The 15,511-nt window shown below is 72.8% G+C and carries 14 protein-coding genes and 1 pseudogene; 7 read left to right on the forward strand and 8 right to left on the reverse strand.

What is annotated here, in order from left to right:
- The first annotated feature begins 9 nt into the window (after positions 1 to 9).
- Positions 10 to 585 (forward strand): CGNR zinc finger domain-containing protein, encoded by a 576-nt coding sequence (locus BLW76_RS00200; protein WP_091303759.1) that lies wholly within the window; start codon positions 10 to 12, stop codon positions 583 to 585.
- Between the two features lie 319 nt (positions 586 to 904).
- Here the strand turns inward: BLW76_RS00200 and BLW76_RS00210 are convergent, their stop codons facing one another.
- From BLW76_RS00210 to BLW76_RS00220, 3 genes are read right to left on the reverse strand one after another with little or no spacing between them, the layout of a single operon-like run.
- Positions 905 to 1,783, reverse strand: a complete 879-nt coding sequence (locus BLW76_RS00210; protein ID WP_091303761.1) for an oxygenase MpaB family protein — start codon at positions 1,781 to 1,783, stop codon at positions 905 to 907.
- A complete protein-coding gene (locus tag BLW76_RS00215; protein WP_091303762.1) occupies positions 1,783 to 2,358 on the reverse strand; it encodes a TetR/AcrR family transcriptional regulator in 576 nt (191 codons plus the stop codon). Before BLW76_RS00215 ends, BLW76_RS00210 begins: the two co-directional genes overlap by 1 nt.
- Positions 2,325 to 3,701 (reverse strand): amidase, encoded by a 1,377-nt coding sequence (locus BLW76_RS00220; protein WP_091303763.1) that lies wholly within the window; start codon positions 3,699 to 3,701, stop codon positions 2,325 to 2,327. Before BLW76_RS00220 ends, BLW76_RS00215 begins: the two co-directional genes overlap by 34 nt.
- 125 nt (positions 3,702 to 3,826) lie before the next feature.
- Here BLW76_RS00220 and BLW76_RS00225 point away from each other — a divergent pair, with 125 nt between their 5' ends.
- Together BLW76_RS00225 and BLW76_RS00230 are read left to right on the forward strand one after the other, a co-directional pair.
- Entirely contained in the window at positions 3,827 to 4,375 is a 549-nt protein-coding gene (locus BLW76_RS00225) for a dihydrofolate reductase family protein (RefSeq protein WP_091303764.1), read from the forward strand.
- Positions 4,376 to 4,413: 38 nt separating this feature from the next.
- Positions 4,414 to 5,442 carry a D-cysteine desulfhydrase family protein gene (locus tag BLW76_RS00230; RefSeq protein ID WP_091303765.1) on the forward strand — a complete coding sequence of 343 codons (1,029 nt, stop codon included), beginning with the start codon at positions 4,414 to 4,416 and terminating at the stop codon, positions 5,440 to 5,442.
- A gap of 81 nt (positions 5,443 to 5,523) precedes the next feature.
- Here BLW76_RS00230 and BLW76_RS00235 read toward each other — a convergent pair.
- Positions 5,524 to 6,087, reverse strand: a pseudogene (locus tag BLW76_RS00235) (DUF998 domain-containing protein); the annotation flags it as partial.
- A 59-nt stretch (positions 6,088 to 6,146) separates the two neighbouring features.
- The gene (locus BLW76_RS00240) at positions 6,147 to 6,908 is read right to left on the reverse strand and encodes a protein phosphatase 2C domain-containing protein (protein WP_167384409.1); all 762 of its coding nucleotides are present in this window, start codon (positions 6,906 to 6,908) and stop codon (positions 6,147 to 6,149) included.
- A gap of 521 nt (positions 6,909 to 7,429) precedes the next feature.
- Between BLW76_RS00240 and BLW76_RS00245 the strand changes: the two genes are divergently transcribed.
- Together BLW76_RS00245 and BLW76_RS00250 are read left to right on the forward strand one after the other, a co-directional pair.
- Positions 7,430 to 7,639 carry a sigma factor-like helix-turn-helix DNA-binding protein gene (locus BLW76_RS00245; RefSeq protein ID WP_014154112.1) on the forward strand — a complete coding sequence of 70 codons (210 nt, stop codon included), beginning with the start codon at positions 7,430 to 7,432 and terminating at the stop codon, positions 7,637 to 7,639.
- Positions 7,639 to 8,166 (forward strand): Clp protease N-terminal domain-containing protein, encoded by a 528-nt coding sequence (locus tag BLW76_RS00250; protein WP_091303771.1) that lies wholly within the window; start codon positions 7,639 to 7,641, stop codon positions 8,164 to 8,166. The genes BLW76_RS00245 and BLW76_RS00250 overlap by 1 nt, the downstream gene beginning before the upstream one ends.
- Here the strand turns inward: BLW76_RS00250 and yczE are convergent.
- Positions 8,163 to 8,798, reverse strand: a complete 636-nt coding sequence (yczE, locus tag BLW76_RS00255) for a membrane protein YczE (protein ID WP_091304051.1) — start codon at positions 8,796 to 8,798, stop codon at positions 8,163 to 8,165. The two genes, BLW76_RS00250 and yczE, sit on opposite strands and share 4 nt — an antisense overlap.
- A 61-nt stretch (positions 8,799 to 8,859) precedes the next feature.
- Between yczE and yczR the strand changes: the two genes are divergently transcribed.
- Positions 8,860 to 10,314, forward strand: coding sequence for a MocR-like transcription factor YczR (yczR, locus tag BLW76_RS00260; protein ID WP_167384410.1), 1,455 nt, complete (start codon positions 8,860 to 8,862; stop codon positions 10,312 to 10,314).
- 512 nt (positions 10,315 to 10,826) lie between these two features.
- On the opposite strand, the gene BLW76_RS00265 is transcribed toward yczR, so the two are convergent.
- Both BLW76_RS00265 and BLW76_RS00270 read right to left on the reverse strand, forming a co-directional pair.
- Entirely contained in the window at positions 10,827 to 12,176 is a 1,350-nt protein-coding gene (locus tag BLW76_RS00265; RefSeq protein ID WP_244169990.1) for a hypothetical protein, read from the reverse strand.
- A 754-nt stretch (positions 12,177 to 12,930) separates the two neighbouring features.
- Entirely contained in the window at positions 12,931 to 14,097 is a 1,167-nt protein-coding gene (locus BLW76_RS00270) for a pyridoxal phosphate-dependent aminotransferase (protein ID WP_091303774.1), read from the reverse strand.
- Between the two features lie 29 nt (positions 14,098 to 14,126).
- On the opposite strand from BLW76_RS00270, the gene BLW76_RS00275 reads away from it, so the two are divergent.
- Positions 14,127 to 15,425, forward strand: coding sequence for a DUF445 domain-containing protein (locus BLW76_RS00275; protein ID WP_091303775.1), 1,299 nt, complete (start codon positions 14,127 to 14,129; stop codon positions 15,423 to 15,425).
- Positions 15,426 to 15,511: the final 86 nt, after the last annotated feature.

Here is a 15,511-nt window from a genome sequence, read left to right on the forward strand (position 1 = left end):
AATGAGGCCATGGAGTGGGTCTTCGACGGCGGACGGCCGTGCCTCGACCTCGTCAACACGATGCGCAGCAGGCACTCGACCGGTGTCGAGCTCCTGACCGGCCCGGACGCGCTGGCCGAGTGGCTCTCACGGGCGGGGCTGACAACGGGCCCGGTCCCGGTGACGGCGGGCAACGTGCTGGCGGCGAAGGCGCTGCGGGAGGCGATCGACCGGGTGCTGCTGCCGCCCGAGGAGCTGTCGTCGATGGACGTCGAGCTGGTGAACAACGCGGCAGCGTCGGCGCCGGCACCCCCACCCCGCCTGGCCCTGGCGGGCGGAACGCTGCGGCGAGAGGTCCCGGCCCCCCGCGACCCGGTGGCGGCGGCGTTCGCGGCCCTGGCGTCGGACGCGATCGACCTGGCCACGAGCGAGGCATCGGTCCGAGTGTGCGCAGCCGACGACTGCGGCCTGCGCTTCTGCGACGCCTCACCGCGCCGCAACCGCCAGTGGTGCTCGATGTCCCGCTGCGGAAACCGCGCAAAGGCCCGAGCCCACTACGCCCGCACCGGTCCACAGGCAAGGCGAGATGTGGACAACCCGGCCTAACCCCCGCCCTCACGACCGCTTTCCGTCATAGGCGCCCGATACGCTGGAGACGGGGGGCGCCCCCGCGACCCCCACCCGCTCGCCCGCCACGAAACCGCGCAAGGCCTGCCCGCCGCTTCGCCTCGCCCCGCCGCCCGCGACCGCGGGTCGCCAGCCGGGCACCGTGTCGACCCTCCAATCACGCGTGATGCCTCTCCAATCACGCGAGATCGCCGCCTAATCACGCGAGATCCGCTTCCAATCACGCGAGATCCGCCTTCAATCACGCGAGATCCGCCCCCAATCACGCGAGATCCGTCTTCAATCACGCGAGACCGCTTCAGGCACGCGGAGCCGAACCAGGCCCGTTGCCGCCGATCAGTCGCGCATAAACCCGCGGGTGCGCACGGAACCACACATTCAACTTCCCGATCCACCGCATATGCGCAGTCCGCAGCCCGGCCGGAATCGGCGTCGCGAACACCCGCACCACCGTCGCGAACCGGTTGAACCGCCGCTGGTCCGCCTCCGTCCACTTCAGACCCAGCCGCGCCCGGAGGTCGGCCGGCAGCGTCGCCCGGATCAAGAACATCTGGCCCCGGGCCTGGGCCCGCCGCAGCGGTAGCCACCAGCGGTCCGGCAGCCACTCGACCGGCTTGCGCACCGTTCGGATCGTCGTGAACAGCTCCTCGATCGTCCGGTTCGCCGCAAAACCCGCCACCATCGAGTCGTAGTACCGCTCGAACGCCGCCCAGTCCGGTGGCAGGTCTCGCTCGCGCACGCCCAGCAACCGCCCGATGTCGCACATCTGGGCGTAATACTCCGCCAGCTCCGATGTGGACAGTGGACGGCCGAAAAACCGTTGCACGTCAACCGGAACCTTCACCAAAGTCGCGTGCACCCACGCGTACGCCGCAGGATCCAGCGCGCTGTACCGCCGTCCGTCCGCGACGCCGGTGAACGTCCGGTGCAACGCCCGCAACCGCGCGGCTTCCACGCGGGCACCGGCAACACCGCCGTAGACGTAGATCGACAGCGACGCTCCCGTCCGCATCAAGCGCGTCCACGGATCCGACGTGTAGTCCGAATGATCGCGCACGCCCGCCGCGACGACCGGGTGTGCCACCTGCAGCACCAGCACCTGCCCGGCCAGCAGCACGTCGCGGAAGTCGCCGAAGTACTTCCACGCCGCCGTGCCGCGGACGACCGGGCGGGCCATCAGGCTCCGCGGATCAACATCATCAGCGGCTCCGCCACCGGCGTGTCCGTCTCGCCCGTCGCCAGCCGGCGCAGCTGGAGGCCTGCGATCAGCGCCACCACCGGGCCGGCCAGGCGGGCCGGGTCCGGCACGCCCAACGCGCTGAGGATCGTCACCGCCAGCTCGTCGTACGCCGCGAAGCAGCGCGAAGACGCTTCGTGCAGCTCGGGGTCGCGGGCCGACTGGAGGTACAGCTCGTGCGCTCCCAGCTCGTCCGCTCCGAACGGCAGCTGCGCGATCACGTGCTCCACCACCGAGGCCGCCGCCTCGACCGTGAGGCCCGCCGAGCGGTAGCCGTCGACGATCGCGCCCAGCTTCGCCGTCTCCTCCTCGACGAACAGCAGCATCGCCTCGCGCAGCAACGCCGTCTGGCTGGGGAAGTGGTAGGTCAGCGTGCCGAGGGAGACGCCGGCCGCGGCGACGATCCGGCGGTTCGTCAGCCCGCCGACGCCGTGTTCGCCGACGACCGTCAGCGCGCCGCGCAGGATGGCTTCCCGGGTGCTTACCAGCTTGTCGCGGGATGCCGCTCCGGCCACCGTTCGACCTCTTCCAGTTGCGCGGCAAGCGAAATCAGCCGCTCCTCGGCGTGCGACGGGCCGAGCAGCTGCGCGCCGAGCGGCAGCCCGTCCGCCGTCTGCCCGGCCGGGACGTTGACCCCCGGCCAGCCCAGCACGTTCCACGGCCAAGCGTACGGGCAGGCGGCGATCATGGCCTGGTCGGTCTCCCAGCCGGACAGCCCGTCGAACGTGCCGATCGCCGGCGGCGGGGTCGCGGTGGTCGGCGTCAGCAGGACGTCGACGCGGCCGAACACCGAGCCGATCCGCCGGTGCAGGCCCGGCTCGAGGGCGCGGGCGAGCCGCAGCGCGGGGCCGGCCAGCAGGCGGCCGTGGCCGGCGTTGCTGCGCGTGCGCGGGTCGAGCCCGGCCCGGTCGGGCACCCGCAGCGCCCAGTCGCGCACGCCGGTGAGCGAGCGCGGCAGGAACGTCAGCCCGATCAGCCCGTAGTCCGGCTCGACCTCGACGATCTCGTGACCCAGCCCGGCGAGCGACTCGGCGAGCCGGCGCACGGCGGCCTCGACGACCGGGTCGAGCCGCGTCTTGGTGGCCGTGAACGGGATCCGCGTCGACAGCCCGATCCGCAGCTTCCCCGGCTCGCGCGCGGCGGCCGCGCGGAACCCGCCGGACGTCCCGGCGGCGGCGTCGAGCAGCAGGGCGGCGTCCTCGACCGTGCGCGCCAGCGGGCCGAGCACGGTGAGGCCGTGGAACAGCTCGCCGCCGGTGGGGATCCGGCCGCGCTGGGTCTTGATGCCGACGAGCCCGGTCCACGCCGCCGGGATGCGCACCGAACCGGCGCCGTCGGACCCGAGCGCGGCCGCGATGACCCCCGACGCCACCGCGGCCGCGCTCCCGCCCGAAGAACCCCCTGGGGTGTGGCCGGTGTGCCACGGGTTGCGCGTCACGCCGAAGGCCGGGCCCTCGGTGAACGGCCACTGGCCCAGCTCGGGGGTGTTCGTCTTGCCGATGATCACAGCTCCGGCCTCGCGCAGCAGCGCGACCGCGGGCGCGTCGGCCGTCGCGCACGGGAATTCGCCGGCGCAGCCGAAAGAAGTGGGCAGGCCGGTGAGGTCGACGTCGTCCTTGATCGCGATCGGCACGCCGAGCAGGGGAGCGCGGTCGCCGGCGGTCAGGCGGCGGTCGGCCTCGGCGGCTTCGGCCAGTGCTTCGTCGTCGCGCAGGTGCTTGAACGCGTTGAGCGTGGGCTGGCTCGCGTGCGCCCGCCCGAGCGCGGCCGCCGTGAGCTCGGCGGCGGTGAGCTCGCCCGCGGCCAGCTGCGCGGCCTGCGTGGCGAGACCGGTGAAGTCCAGGCTCGTGGCGGTCATGGCCCCTCCCGCGCTCTCGTTCGTTCGAACGAACGTTACCGGATACCGACGGTTTCCGGCTACTCCCCGATGAGTTTTCGCCGCTTCGGCCGTCTACCCGGTCAGCTACTACGTGAGGAGAAACCATGGCCACGGTGCACGCGGGGATGAGCATGTCGCTGGACGGCTTCGTCGCCGATCGCGAAGGCGGCACAGCGCGGCTGTCCGACCCCGCCGCGTCGAACGGCAGCGCGTGGATGACCGACCTGATCCGGGAGACCGGCGCGGTCGTCCTCGGCCGCCGGTCGTTCGAGATGGCCGAGGACCCCGACTGGTACGCCGGCAACTACGAGTTCCAGGTCCCGATCTTCGTGGTCACGCACACCCCGCCGGCCGTGCCGCCTGCCCGGAACGAACACCTCACCTTCACCTTCGTGACCGACGGGATCGCTTCGGCGATCACGCAGGCGAGGGCGGCCGCGGGCGAGCGGGCGGTCAAGGTCATCGGCGCGAGCGTGGTCCGGCAGGCCGTGCGTGCCCGGCTGGCCGACGAGGTGCACGTTCTCATCGCCCCGGTGCTGCTGGGCGCCGGGCTGCCGTTGTTCGGCGACCCCGAGCTCGACGGCGTCGTGCTCCGGCGGATCGGCGTGCGCGAGGTCGGGCCGGTCACCGAGCTCCGCTTCGAGCTGCTTTAACCCCCTATAGTGGTTAGAAAGCCGAGCCTGGAGGGCCGATGACGTTCGACTTCGCCGGATTTCCCGCCGCCGCCCTGGCCGCGATCCCCCGCGTCGACCTGGGCGGCTGGCCGACCCCGCTGCACGAAGCACCCCGGCTCGGCGAAGCCCTCGGCCTGCGGAACCTCTGGCTCAAGCGCGACGACGTGCACCCGCTCGGCGCCGGCGGCAACAAGCTCCGCAAGCTCGAATACCACCTGGGCGCGGCGCAGGCCGTCGGCGCCGACACGGTGATCACCTTCGGCGCGCTCCAGACCAACCACGGCCGCCAGACCGCCGCCGCGTGCGCGAAGCTCGGGCTGCGCTGCGAACTCGTGCTCACGGCCAAGGTCCCGCGCGACGGCGAGGCGTACGAACGCGGCGGTAACCTGCCGCTCGACCGGCTCTTCGGCGCGACCGTCCACGTCTGCGCCGACGGCGAGGAGACCGGCCGCACCTACGACCGCCTCGTCGCCGAAGCGCAGCAGGAGGGCCGGAAGGTGTTCACCGTCCCGGTCGGCGGTTCCAACGACCTCGGCGCCCTCGGTTACGTCCGCGCCACCTACGAGCTCGCGAAACAGCTGGAAGATCGCGGCATCGAGCGCGCTCACCTCGTCGTCCCGCACGCCAGCGGCGGCACGGCGGCCGGGGTCACGCTGGCCACGGGACTCCTGGGAGGTCTCGGCGTCGGCATCGCGTGCGTCAGCCACCCGCTCGACGAGGCCACGGAGAACCTCCGCGAGCTCGTCGAAGGCGCGGCCAACCTCCTCGGCGTCGAACCGCCGTCGCTCGCGCACGCGAAGCTGGGCGACGCCACGCTCGGCCCCGGCTACGGCATCCCGACCGACGCCGTCTGGCAGGCGCTACGCCTCTTCGGGAGCACCGAGGGGGTCGTGCTCGACCCGGTGTACACCGGCAAAGTGGCCGCCGCGCTGATCGAATGGGCCGGCCACTTCGCCCCGGACGACCACGTGGTGTTCCTGCACACCGGCGGCATGCCCGGCCTGTACGGCTACGCGCCCGAATTCGCGGCGGCCGTCGAAGGCTGACTCCAGCCGGGCCGCCAGCGACAGCAGCGTCAGCAGCAGGACGACGTCGGCGACCAGCAGCAGCCGCTGCATGACGCCGATCGGGAAGGCGGCGGAGACCTCGGGGAACGGCTCCATCCCGGCCTCGGTCAGCCGCACGAACACGAAGCTCAGCGCGAACAGCGCGAACGCCCCCGCGGTCAGCCGGATCGCCCGGACCAGCGCGACGCGCTCCGGGCGTCCCTTCAGCGGTTCCAGCAGCGAGATCGCCGCGCCGGGCAGGCTGCAGAACGCGACCAGGCACGCGTAGAGGTGGATTTCGCCGCTCACCGGGTCCGGCGCCTCGGGGTAGCTCGCCGGGAAGATCGCGGCCGCGGCCAGCCCGAGCGCCCACAACGCGAGCAGCAGCCGGGTCGTGCGCGAGAGCGGCACGCCGGCGACCTGCAGCGCGCCGAGCACCGCGAGCGACCCGATGGCGAGCGACAGGACGCTCGCCGCGAGCATCCCTTCGCCGCGGTCGGTCACCGTGTAGCTCGACAGCGTGTCGTACACCGGGTTGCGCGAGCTGACCACGTGCAGCACCACGGCGGTGAACAGGCCCCACCCGATCGCGCCCAGCGCGACGAGCCGCCACGGTCTCGTGCGCTTCCCCGTTTCCGTCCCCATGCATCCAGGGTCGCCGGAAAGGCCACTCCCGTAATCAGGGGAAGACCCTGATTAACCCCCTATTCGAAATCCACGAGGACGAGCGCCTGGTCGTCGTGCCGCTTCGGCCGCGGCCACCGCTCGCCGTCGGGATCCTGCTTTTCGGCGGTGCGGACGGCGGCCAGCACGGCGTCGGGCCCGTCGGCGCGGGCGGCCGCCAGTACTTCGGGCCAGCCGAACAGTTCGTACTGGTCGACGCCGATGGAGACGCCGTCGCTGGCGAGCAGCACCGCGTCGACGTCGGCCCGCCGCCAGCTGCGCCGGACGGAGTGGGCGGCGGCGCCCGGGACGGCTTCGGCGACCCAGAAGCCGTCGTGGGCGTTGCGGCGCCGCCGGACGTCGGCGCCGGTCTGGAGCAGGCCGCGCCGCCGCAGCCGGGTCAGCCGGTCGTCCGAGACGACGTCGACGCCGAAGCCGCCGAAGCCGACCACCGGGCTGTCGGCCAGCACGAGCGCGTCGACCCGGTCGCCGAGCCACCGCACGGCCGCGACCGTGCTCGACGGCGAGCGTTGCGGCTGCAGGGCGTACTCGGCGGTGACGGCGGCGATCGCGCCGGTCAGGACATCGGCCAGGTCGGCTTCGGGTGCGTCGCGGAGGTCGGTGGCGAGGCGCCGGGCCAGCCGTTCGGCGTACCAGCCGCCCGGGGGCTGCGCGGGGTCCGCCGAGGTGGCGCCGTCGAGGAGCAGCACGGCGTTGTCCAGCACGACGACGTGGTCCTCGGTGGGGCGTGGGTGGCCGTCGGCGCCCACCCCGGCCCGCTCGGCGATCGCGATCTCGGGCATCACCCGACTGTACGTCGCCCGTGTGGGGGGTTCGCGTTGAGCGGGCGGGTTGGGAGCCTGGGTCTCGCGCTCTCGGCGGAGTTCGGCAAGATCGATCGCCGCCCCCGACCCTCGGCGCGCCCGACCTCCCTGGGGAGGGGTTCGGTGAGTCCGCGACCACGCCTCCCGCACGACCGGTCTGTCGCCTTCCCGGGCGAGTCCGGAGCCGTGAACCTCGCCGAGTGCCACCCCTGGGAGGGCTGACGGCATCAGGTGGCATTCGGTGGTCCGCCACCCCGAAGCCTGATTGTCACTACGGACGGTGGTGCCGGGGGAGGTCTGGGCGGGGGCCGCGCCCGCCGGGGGCGCCCCCCGGGTCCAGCCTATCGAGAGCCTCCGACGAAAAGCCGCGAAAACCGCAGTTCAGACCCTCCCTGTCCACAGCCCGGCCGAGATGTGGACAGCCGTCCCGTACGCCAGAACCAGGCCCGGCTCGTCAACCGAAGTTGACAGGCGTTCGATGTCAACGTAGGTTGACAACCATGACGGAAGCTACCGATTTGGCCGCCCGGGCAGGTGACCGCGATCCCCGGGTGGGGCTGCGTGCGGTCGCCGCGCTTCGGCGGCTGCTGGAACAACTCGAGGCCGTGCAGGTGCGCAGTGCGCGGGTGCAGGGCTGGTCGTGGCAGGAGATCGCCGCCGAGCTGGGGGTCAGCCGGCAGGCCGTGCACAAGAAGTACGGGAGGCACTGATGTTCGAACGGTTCACGGCCGACGCGCGGATGGCCGTTGTCGAGGCGCAGATCGTGGCGCGGGAGTCCGGCTCGGTGGAGATCGGGCCCGCCCACCTGCTCGCCGGGCTGGTCAAGACGGGAATCCCGCTGCTCATCGACCTGGGCGTGTCCGCCGACGACATCGCGGCCGAACTCGCCCGCACCCGGCGCCGCGGCGGCGTGAGCGACGCCGACGCCGAGGCGCTCACCGAGTTCGGCATCGACGTCGAGCAGATCGTCGAACGCGTCGAGCAGACGCACGGCGAAGGGGCGCTGGCCGGACGGCTCGGCCCGGCCAAGCGCGGGCACATCCCCTTCACCGCGCAGTCGAAGAAGACCTTGGAGCTGAGCCTCAAGGAAGCCGTCCGGCTGGGCGACAAGCACCTCGGCCAGGAGCACATCCTGCTGGCCCTCGCCCAGCAGCGCGGCCCCGACGACGTGCTCGCCCGGCACGGCGCCGACTACCTGACGCTGCGCCGGGCCGTGCAGCAGCGCAAGGCGGGTTAGTGAACGGCCTGCCGCTGCTCGCGCCACACGACCAGCGGCAGCAGCGCCTGGGTGAGCGGGCCGATCGCGAGCGCGTACAGCACGGTGCCGAACCCGAGCGTGCCCTCGAGTGCGAACCCGGCGACGACCACCGTGACCTCGATCCCGGTGCGCACCAGCCGGACCGACCGGCCGGTGCGCGCCGCGAGCCCGGTCATCAGGCCGTCGCGGGCGCCCGGGCCCAGGCGGGCGCCGACGTAGGTGGCCGTCGCGAAGCCGTTGAGCGCCACGCCGCCGACCAGCAGCACGAGCTGCCACGCCAGGTCGTGCTGGTCCGGGAGCACCGCGCGAACGACGTCGACCATGACCGAGATGACCACGACGTTCGCGACCGTGCCGACCCCGGGCCGCTGCCGCAGCGGGATCCACAGCAGCAGCACGGCCACCGAGATCACGCCGGTCACCGTGCCGAACGTCAGCCCGGTGTGCTTCATGACGCCTTCGGCCAGCACGCCCCACGGTTCGAGGCCCAGGTGGGCGCGGGTGAGCATGGCGACGCTCGTGCCGTAGAGCGCGAGGCCGGCCAGGAGCTGGACGCTGCGGCGGACGGGGTCACGGGTGATCCGGACGGGCCGGAGATCGATCTGAGCCACGTCGTTCACTATCGACTTAAGTGGACTGGTAAACCATAGCCAATTCCAGGATATTGGTCTTATGGAACCCGTGATCCCGCTGGGTGGACGCATCTCCGGTCCGCGATTGGCTGTCATGCTGGGCTCGTGGCGGCAAGGCGGCTCCCGGCAGGGGGCCGCCGACCTGGCTGCGGCCATCGAGCTGCAGGTGCTCGACGGCCAGCTCCCGCTCGGCACCCGGCTGCCCGCCGAACGCGAGCTGGCCGACGCGCTCGGCGCGAGCCGGACGCTGATCGGCGCGGCGCTCGACCGGTTGCGGGACAACGGGTTCGTGGCGAGCCGCCGGGGTGCCGGCTCGTGGATCACCGCGCCCGGCCGCCGTCGTCGCGACGCGGTCGTGCCGGACGGCGGCGACCTGATCGACTTCGCGCACGCGTCGCCGTCGGCCCCGCCGGGCATGGTCGCGGCGGTCGACGCCGCGCGCTCCGCCCTCGTCGAGCACCTCGGGCAGCACGGCTACCAGGAGCGGGGGCTGCTCGCGCTCCGGGAGAAGATCGCCCGGCGGTACACCGAGCGCGGGCTGCCGACGACGGCCGCGCAGATCATGGTCACCAACGGCGCGCACCACGCGTTCGTGCTGGTCCTGAGGATGCTGACCGGGCCGGGCGACCGGGTGCTGGTGGAGCAGCCCACGTACCCGAACGCGCTGGAGGCGATCCGGGCCGCGCACGCCATCCCGGTGCCGGTGGCGCTCGACCCGACCGGGGCCCGCGGCTGGGACATCGCCGGCGTCGACGCCGCCCTGCGCCAGGCGTCCCCGCGGCTGGCCTACCTCGTGGTCGACTTCCAGAACCCGACCGGCCTGCGCCTCGACGCCGAAGGGCGGCATCGGCTCGGTGCGGTCCTGTCCCGCGCCCGGACGCCGGTGGTCGTGGACGAGACGCTCGTCGAGCTCGACCTCGAGGGCGATCCGCTCGACGGGCCGCCTCCGCTGGCCGCGTTCGCGGGCGACCTGGTGATCTGCGTCGGCTCGGCGTCGAAGTCCCACTGGGGCGGCCTGCGCCTGGGCTGGATCCGCGCGTCGGAGGACCTGCTCGGCCGCCTGGTTTCGGCGCGCTACGCGGTCGACCTCGGCTCGCCGGTCTTCGAGCAGGTCGTGTTCTCGGAGCTGCTCGAAGCCGACGGCTGGGCGGCGCTGGCCCGCCGTCGCGAAGACCTGCGGCGCAACCGCGATGCGCTGGCGGACGCGGTCGGGCAGCACCTGCCGGACTGGACGTTCACGCTGCCGAAGGGCGGGCTGTCGCTGTGGTGCCGGCTGCCGGAGCCGGTGAGCTCGCGGCTCGCCGTGGCGGCCGCCGGCCACGGGATCCAGGTGGCGCCGGGATCCCGCTTCGGCGTCCACGGCGGCATGGAGCGCTGGCTCCGGCTGCCGTTCGCGTTGCCGCCGGAGAAGATCCAGGAAGCGATCCGCCGGCTGAGCGCGGCCGAAGCGTCGGTCCGCGGCACCCCGGCGTCCTTGGACGCGCCCCTCGCATGAACGAACCGGTGCGCCGGATGCGAGCCCGCTCCCAGGGATGGGCGGCGTTCATGTGCATCCGGCGCACCGGTTCGTCGTTCCACACACCCGCTCACGGACGTGACCCCGTTCGCGGGTGCCGCGGCTTCCCGGCACAGCCCCTCGACGTGCCGGGAAGCCGACGGCTCAGGTGCGCTCGCGGTACTGCGAGCCCTCGCTCGGCGCGGTGAGCGAGGACTCCCGGAGCGCCCCCGGTGTGGGTCCCGGCGCCACGGGGGCAGCGCGGCGCCGGGACCGGGATCCGACCCGGCCGGGCGCGGTCGGCCGGTCGGAAAGACTGTGGTGGTCGAAACGGCTGGGGTTTCGCATGGTTTTCGCCCCTGGGGTACGTCGGACGCCGGTGGGCGTCACGAGACGTGAAAGAGCCACGGATTCCGTGCTGGAGCAGGGGAAACGTCACACCTCAACGGCGTGCGAGCGCGCCTTGACGATCTTGATTTGGGCGCACTTGTCCCCGGCTGCCCGGTCGGGGGTCAGTCGGGGGACGTGGTGGGCAGGGCGGCTTCCCGCCCCGCGCCGTCGACCTCGTGGTCGCGGCTGGTGCCGATCAGCTTGAGCTGCGTGGTGGTGACGTCGTCGGTGTGGACGGCGAACGCGTGGCGGGCGCCGCCGGAGCCGTCGTGGCCCGGGGCCGCGGTGGGGGCCGGCGCGCTCGGGGCGGTGGTGCCGCCGGGCAGGCCGGGCGTGGAGTCGCCACCGCCGCCGGTGGCGTGCGTCCCGGAGTCGCGCGGCTGCTCCTGGACCGCCGGAAGGGCACGCGCCTGCCGGACGACCAGGTGCACGACGGCGGACCGGGAAGTCTGCGGCGCGGCCGTCGTGGCGACGGCCGCGGCCGGGACGGCGCTCTCGGCGGTGGCCGGCACCGGGGCGACCAGGGTCGTCACGACGGGGACCGTCACGGTGACGCCGCCGGCGTTCGAGCTGCCGCCGAGCACGGGGTTCAGGATGTCGTCGATGGGCAGCAGCACGGGCCCGCCGGGGTGGCCCGCGGGCGGCTGGGTGAGCGGCGCGAGCACGGTGTGGGTGAGCGTGTCCGTGACGGTGCCGACCGTGTCCGTGACGGTGGTGAGGGTGCCGCCGACCACGTCGAGGACGCTGCCGACGAGGCCGCCGAGCAGGCCGCCGGACGACGTCGCGGCCGGCTCGCCCGTGGTGTCCTTTGTGGTCGTTCCGGTGACCGTCTCGAGCGTGCCGCCGACGAGGTTGCCGAGCAGGTTCCCGCTGGCGGAAGTCGCCTTCGGGGCCTCGGAGCTGTCCTCGGCGGCCGTCTTGGTGGTGGCCGGCTCTTCGGCGGAAGGGCTTTCCGGGGAGGTCGACGGCGCTTCGGGTGCCGACGTGGCGGTGGAAGCGCTGTCCGGCGTCGCGGGGGCCGGCTCTTCGGTGGCCGGGCTGTCCTTTGTGGTCTCCGGCTCGGCCGGGGCCTCGGCCGCCGGTGCTTCGTCGGCCGGTGTCTCGTCGGCCGGTGGTGGTTCGGCGCTGTCGGCCTTCGGCTGGGCGACGCACCTGTCGTCGCCGGTCTGGTGCTGGCTCTTGCGGTGCCGCGCGTGCGAGAACGGCTTCGCGGCATGGTCCACAGTGGAAACCACGGGCGCTTCGGGGCAGGCCGGCCGGTCGGCCGCCGACGCGGTGCCGCCGGACAGCGCGGCGCCGAGCAGCCAGCCGGCGAGGGTCAGGCCGCCGGCGACGAGGATCTTGGCCGCGGGGCGCTGCAGCGACGCCGTCCAGGGGCGTGGCGCGCGCACGCGCGCGTGCGAAACGGTTTCACGCGGGGTGAGCGCAGGCCGAACGGGAGCGTCGCGGCGCGCGTCCGCCGTGCTGCTCACCGCCACCACCACCGTCCGCGCCTGAGGCTCTCGCTTTGCCGGCTCGAGCCTGATCTTGCTGGGGTCTTTCTCCGGCCAGGTCGCAGTTCCCCCGGGGCTGCACTCTTTCTAGCACCGCTCGGGAGTCTTTCATCTCTCCCGCCTTCGATCCAGCCCGTAAGGCCCAGCAGCCCTACCGGGCAAGGGAGGTGCGGCCGACAAGTTGATCACTCTCAGTGCCGTTCGGGTGCTTGCTTACGGCCATTCGGACGAGCCCTGCAAATTGCACGTCCGGTCGTTGACCTGATGTTTCCGAGCCGTCGACCGCATTCGGTGCCCGTCCGGTTCCGCTCGGTGCGCGGACCGTGATTCCGGCCAACCGACCGGAACTTCGCCCGGGATGCGGGACCGGCACTGGGCCGAACGGGGTCACCCGCGTGATTTCGGTTGCCCTGCGCCGAAACCCGGCGTCGCGAACCGATCCCGGATCCGGCTGCGGTCCGTGATCACGAGCGGCCGGGCGAGCGCTCCGCGGCGATGTCCCGCGCGGTGGACGGTCGCCAGGCGGAGCACCGTCCCGCGGCCCTTCCGGCGCCTGCCGCGGGCGTCGCGGAAGGCAGCCGACGCAGTCGCGGAGAGTGACGGATCGGCGCGGCAAGTGAGGGACGCGCCGGTTGGCCCATCCGGGCACCGCCGCGCCCGCCGCACCGGAGCCACGCCCCGGTGCGGCGCCGGAACGGCCGCGGACGACGTCTACTCAGCCGGAGCGCGGTGATCAGACCAGTTTGCGCAATCGGGTGATGGCCTCGTCGATGACCTCGTTGCGCTTGCAGAACGCGAAACGCAGCAGGTGTTTCCACTCGTCCGGGTGATCGGTGAAGACCTTCACCGGGACCGCGGCGACCCCGACCCGGCCCGGCAGTTCCCAGGCCAGATCGGCGGCGTCGGTGAACCCCAGCGGGCGGACGTCGACGCAGACGAAGTACGTGCCCGCCGTCGGCCGCACGGCGAACCCGGCGTCCGCGAGCCCGGCCGAAAGCCGGTCGCGCTTCTCCTGCAGCGACGCGCGCAGTCCGTCGACCCAGGGCAGCTCGTGGTCGAGCGCGTGCGCGACGGCCGGCTGCAGCGGCCCGCCCGAGACGAAGGTGATGAACTGCTTCGCCGCCTTGACCGCCGCGACCAGCTCCGGCGTCGAGCAGACCCAGCCGATCTTCCAGCCGGTGCAGTTGAACGTCTTGCCGGCGCTGGAGATGCTGACCGTCCGCGGCCGCATGCCGGGCAGCGTGACCAGCGGGACGTGTTCCGCGTCGTCGAACACCAGGTGCTCGTAGACCTCGTCGCAGACGGCGATCAGGTCGTGTTCGACGCACAGCGCGGCGAGCGCCTCAAGCTCGGCGCGGGTGAACACGGTGCCGGTCGGGTTGTGCGGCGAGTTCACCAGGATCGCCCTGGTCCGCGGCGTGACGGCGGCGCGCAGGCCGTCGACGTCGAGGCCGAAGCGGCCGTCCGGCCCTTCGACGAGCCCGACGACCCGGCGCTCGGCGCCCGCCATCGCGACCGCGGCGGCGTAGGAGTCGTAGTACGGCTCGATGACGATCACCTCGTCGCCGGGCTCGGTCAGCGCCAGCAACGTTGCCGCGATGGCCTCCGTGGCGCCGGCGGTGACCAGGATCTCCGTGGCCGGGTCGTACTCGGTGCCGTAGCGCAGCCGGTGCCGCGCGATCGCGGCCCGCAGCTCGGGCCGCCCGGGCCCCGGCGGGTACTGGTTGGCCCCGCCGAACAGGGCGTTCTTCGCCGCGTCGAGCATCCCGGCCGGGCCGTCGGTGTCCGGGAAGCCCTGGCCGAGGTTGACAGCGTCGTGCTCGACCGCCAGCGCGGTCATCTCCGCGAAGATGGTCGAGGTGAACGGCCGGAGGCGGGGGACGAGAGCAGGTTCGCGCACGATCAGCCATCCTCACGGACAATGGCGATGTGGAGCAACTGACCCCCGCGAAGGTGACGCCCGCCGACCCGCCGGGCGGCGCGGCCGGTGAAGAGGAAAAGCGGCGCGGCCTGCGCAAGATGAAGCTCGTCGCGCTGTCGTTCCTGCTCGGCGCCACGCTGGTGTTCCTGCTGGCCAGCTGGGCGCAGGCGAGCGGCTGGCCGGGCTGGGTCGGCTACGTGCGCGCCGCGGCCGAGGCCGGCATGGTCGGCGCGCTGGCCGACTGGTTCGCCGTCACGGCGCTGTTCCGGCACCCGCTGCGGCTGAAGATCCCGCACACGGCGATCATCCCGAACAAGAAGGACGCGCTGGGCAACAGCCTCGGCGACTTCGTCGGCTCGAACTTCCTGTCCGAGGAGGTCGTGCGCGACAAGCTCAAGCGCGTCGAGATCGCGCGGCGGCTGGGCGCGTGGCTGGCGCAGGAGGAGAACGCCGAGCGCGTGACGTCCGAGCTGGCCACGGTGGTCCGGGCGGCCGTTCGCGTCCTCCGGGACGAAGACGTCCAGGCGATCATGGAGCAGGCCGTCGCGCGCCGGATCATCGACAAGCCGTGGGGCCCGCCGCTGGGCAAGATCCTGCAGGGCGTGTTCGCCGACGGCGCGCACCACAAGCTGGTCGACCTGATGTGCGACCGCGCCTACGAGTGGGTGCGCGACAACCACACGACGATGCTGCGCGTGGTGTCCGACCGGGCGCCGAGCTGGTCGCCGAAGTTCGTCGACGAGATGCTCGCGGACAAGGTCTACGGCGAGGTGCTGTCGTTCGCGTGGGCGGTGAAGACCGACGTCAACCACCCGATGCGGCTGGCGCTGGACAAGTTCCTCGGCGAGTTCGCCCAGGACCTGCAGACCAACCCCGAGGTGATGGCCCGCGCCGAGCAGGTGAAGGGCCAGATCGTGCACCACGAGGAGGTCCAGCGGCTGATCGGCTCGGCGTGGAGCACGGCGAAGGAGATGCTGCTGACCGCGGCCGAGGACCCGTCGAGCGAGCTGCGCCGGCGCGTCCGGCTGGGGCTGACGTCGCTGGGGCAGCGGCTGATCGACGACGACCAGCTGCGCGCGAAGGCCGACGGCTGGGTCGAGGGTGCCGCGGCGTACCTCGTGAAGAACTACTCACGGGAGATCACCACGATCATCACCGACACGGTCGAGCGATGGGACGCCGAGGAGACGTCCCGCAAGATCGAGCTCCAGGTGGGCCGCGACCTGCAGTTCATCCGGATCAACGGCACGGTCGTCGGCGCCCTCGCCGGGCTGGTCATCTACGCGGTCGCGGAGCTGCTGTTCTGACGGCCGGGGCATATACCACACCCGGGGGACCTTGAAACCAGTTGTCCACAGGAAGCTGAGTTATCCCCCGGGTTATCCACAGCTTT

Origin of the sequence: Amycolatopsis tolypomycina, from assembly GCF_900105945.1 — a bacterium.
GTDB lineage: Bacteria > Actinomycetota > Actinomycetes > Mycobacteriales > Pseudonocardiaceae > Amycolatopsis > Amycolatopsis tolypomycina.

Excerpts from the sequence above, each read along its gene's own strand:
- BLW76_RS00200 (WP_091303759.1), top strand. The coding sequence starts at position 10 with ATGGAGTGGGTCTTCGACGGCGGACGGCCGTGCCTCGACCTCGTCAAC.
- BLW76_RS00210 (WP_091303761.1), bottom strand. The coding sequence starts at position 1,783 with ATGGCCCGCCCGGTCGTCCGCGGCACGGCGGCGTGGAAGTACTTCGGC.
- BLW76_RS00220 (WP_091303763.1), bottom strand. The coding sequence starts at position 3,701 with ATGACCGCCACGAGCCTGGACTTCACCGGTCTCGCCACGCAGGCCGCG.
- BLW76_RS00225 (WP_091303764.1), top strand. The coding sequence starts at position 3,827 with ATGGCCACGGTGCACGCGGGGATGAGCATGTCGCTGGACGGCTTCGTC.
- BLW76_RS00230 (WP_091303765.1), top strand. The coding sequence starts at position 4,414 with ATGACGTTCGACTTCGCCGGATTTCCCGCCGCCGCCCTGGCCGCGATC.
- BLW76_RS00240 (WP_167384409.1), bottom strand. The coding sequence starts at position 6,908 with ATGCCCGAGATCGCGATCGCCGAGCGGGCCGGGGTGGGCGCCGACGGC.
- BLW76_RS00245 (WP_014154112.1), top strand. The coding sequence starts at position 7,430 with ATGACGGAAGCTACCGATTTGGCCGCCCGGGCAGGTGACCGCGATCCC.
- BLW76_RS00250 (WP_091303771.1), top strand. The coding sequence starts at position 7,639 with ATGTTCGAACGGTTCACGGCCGACGCGCGGATGGCCGTTGTCGAGGCG.
- yczR (WP_167384410.1), top strand. The coding sequence starts at position 8,860 with ATGGAACCCGTGATCCCGCTGGGTGGACGCATCTCCGGTCCGCGATTG.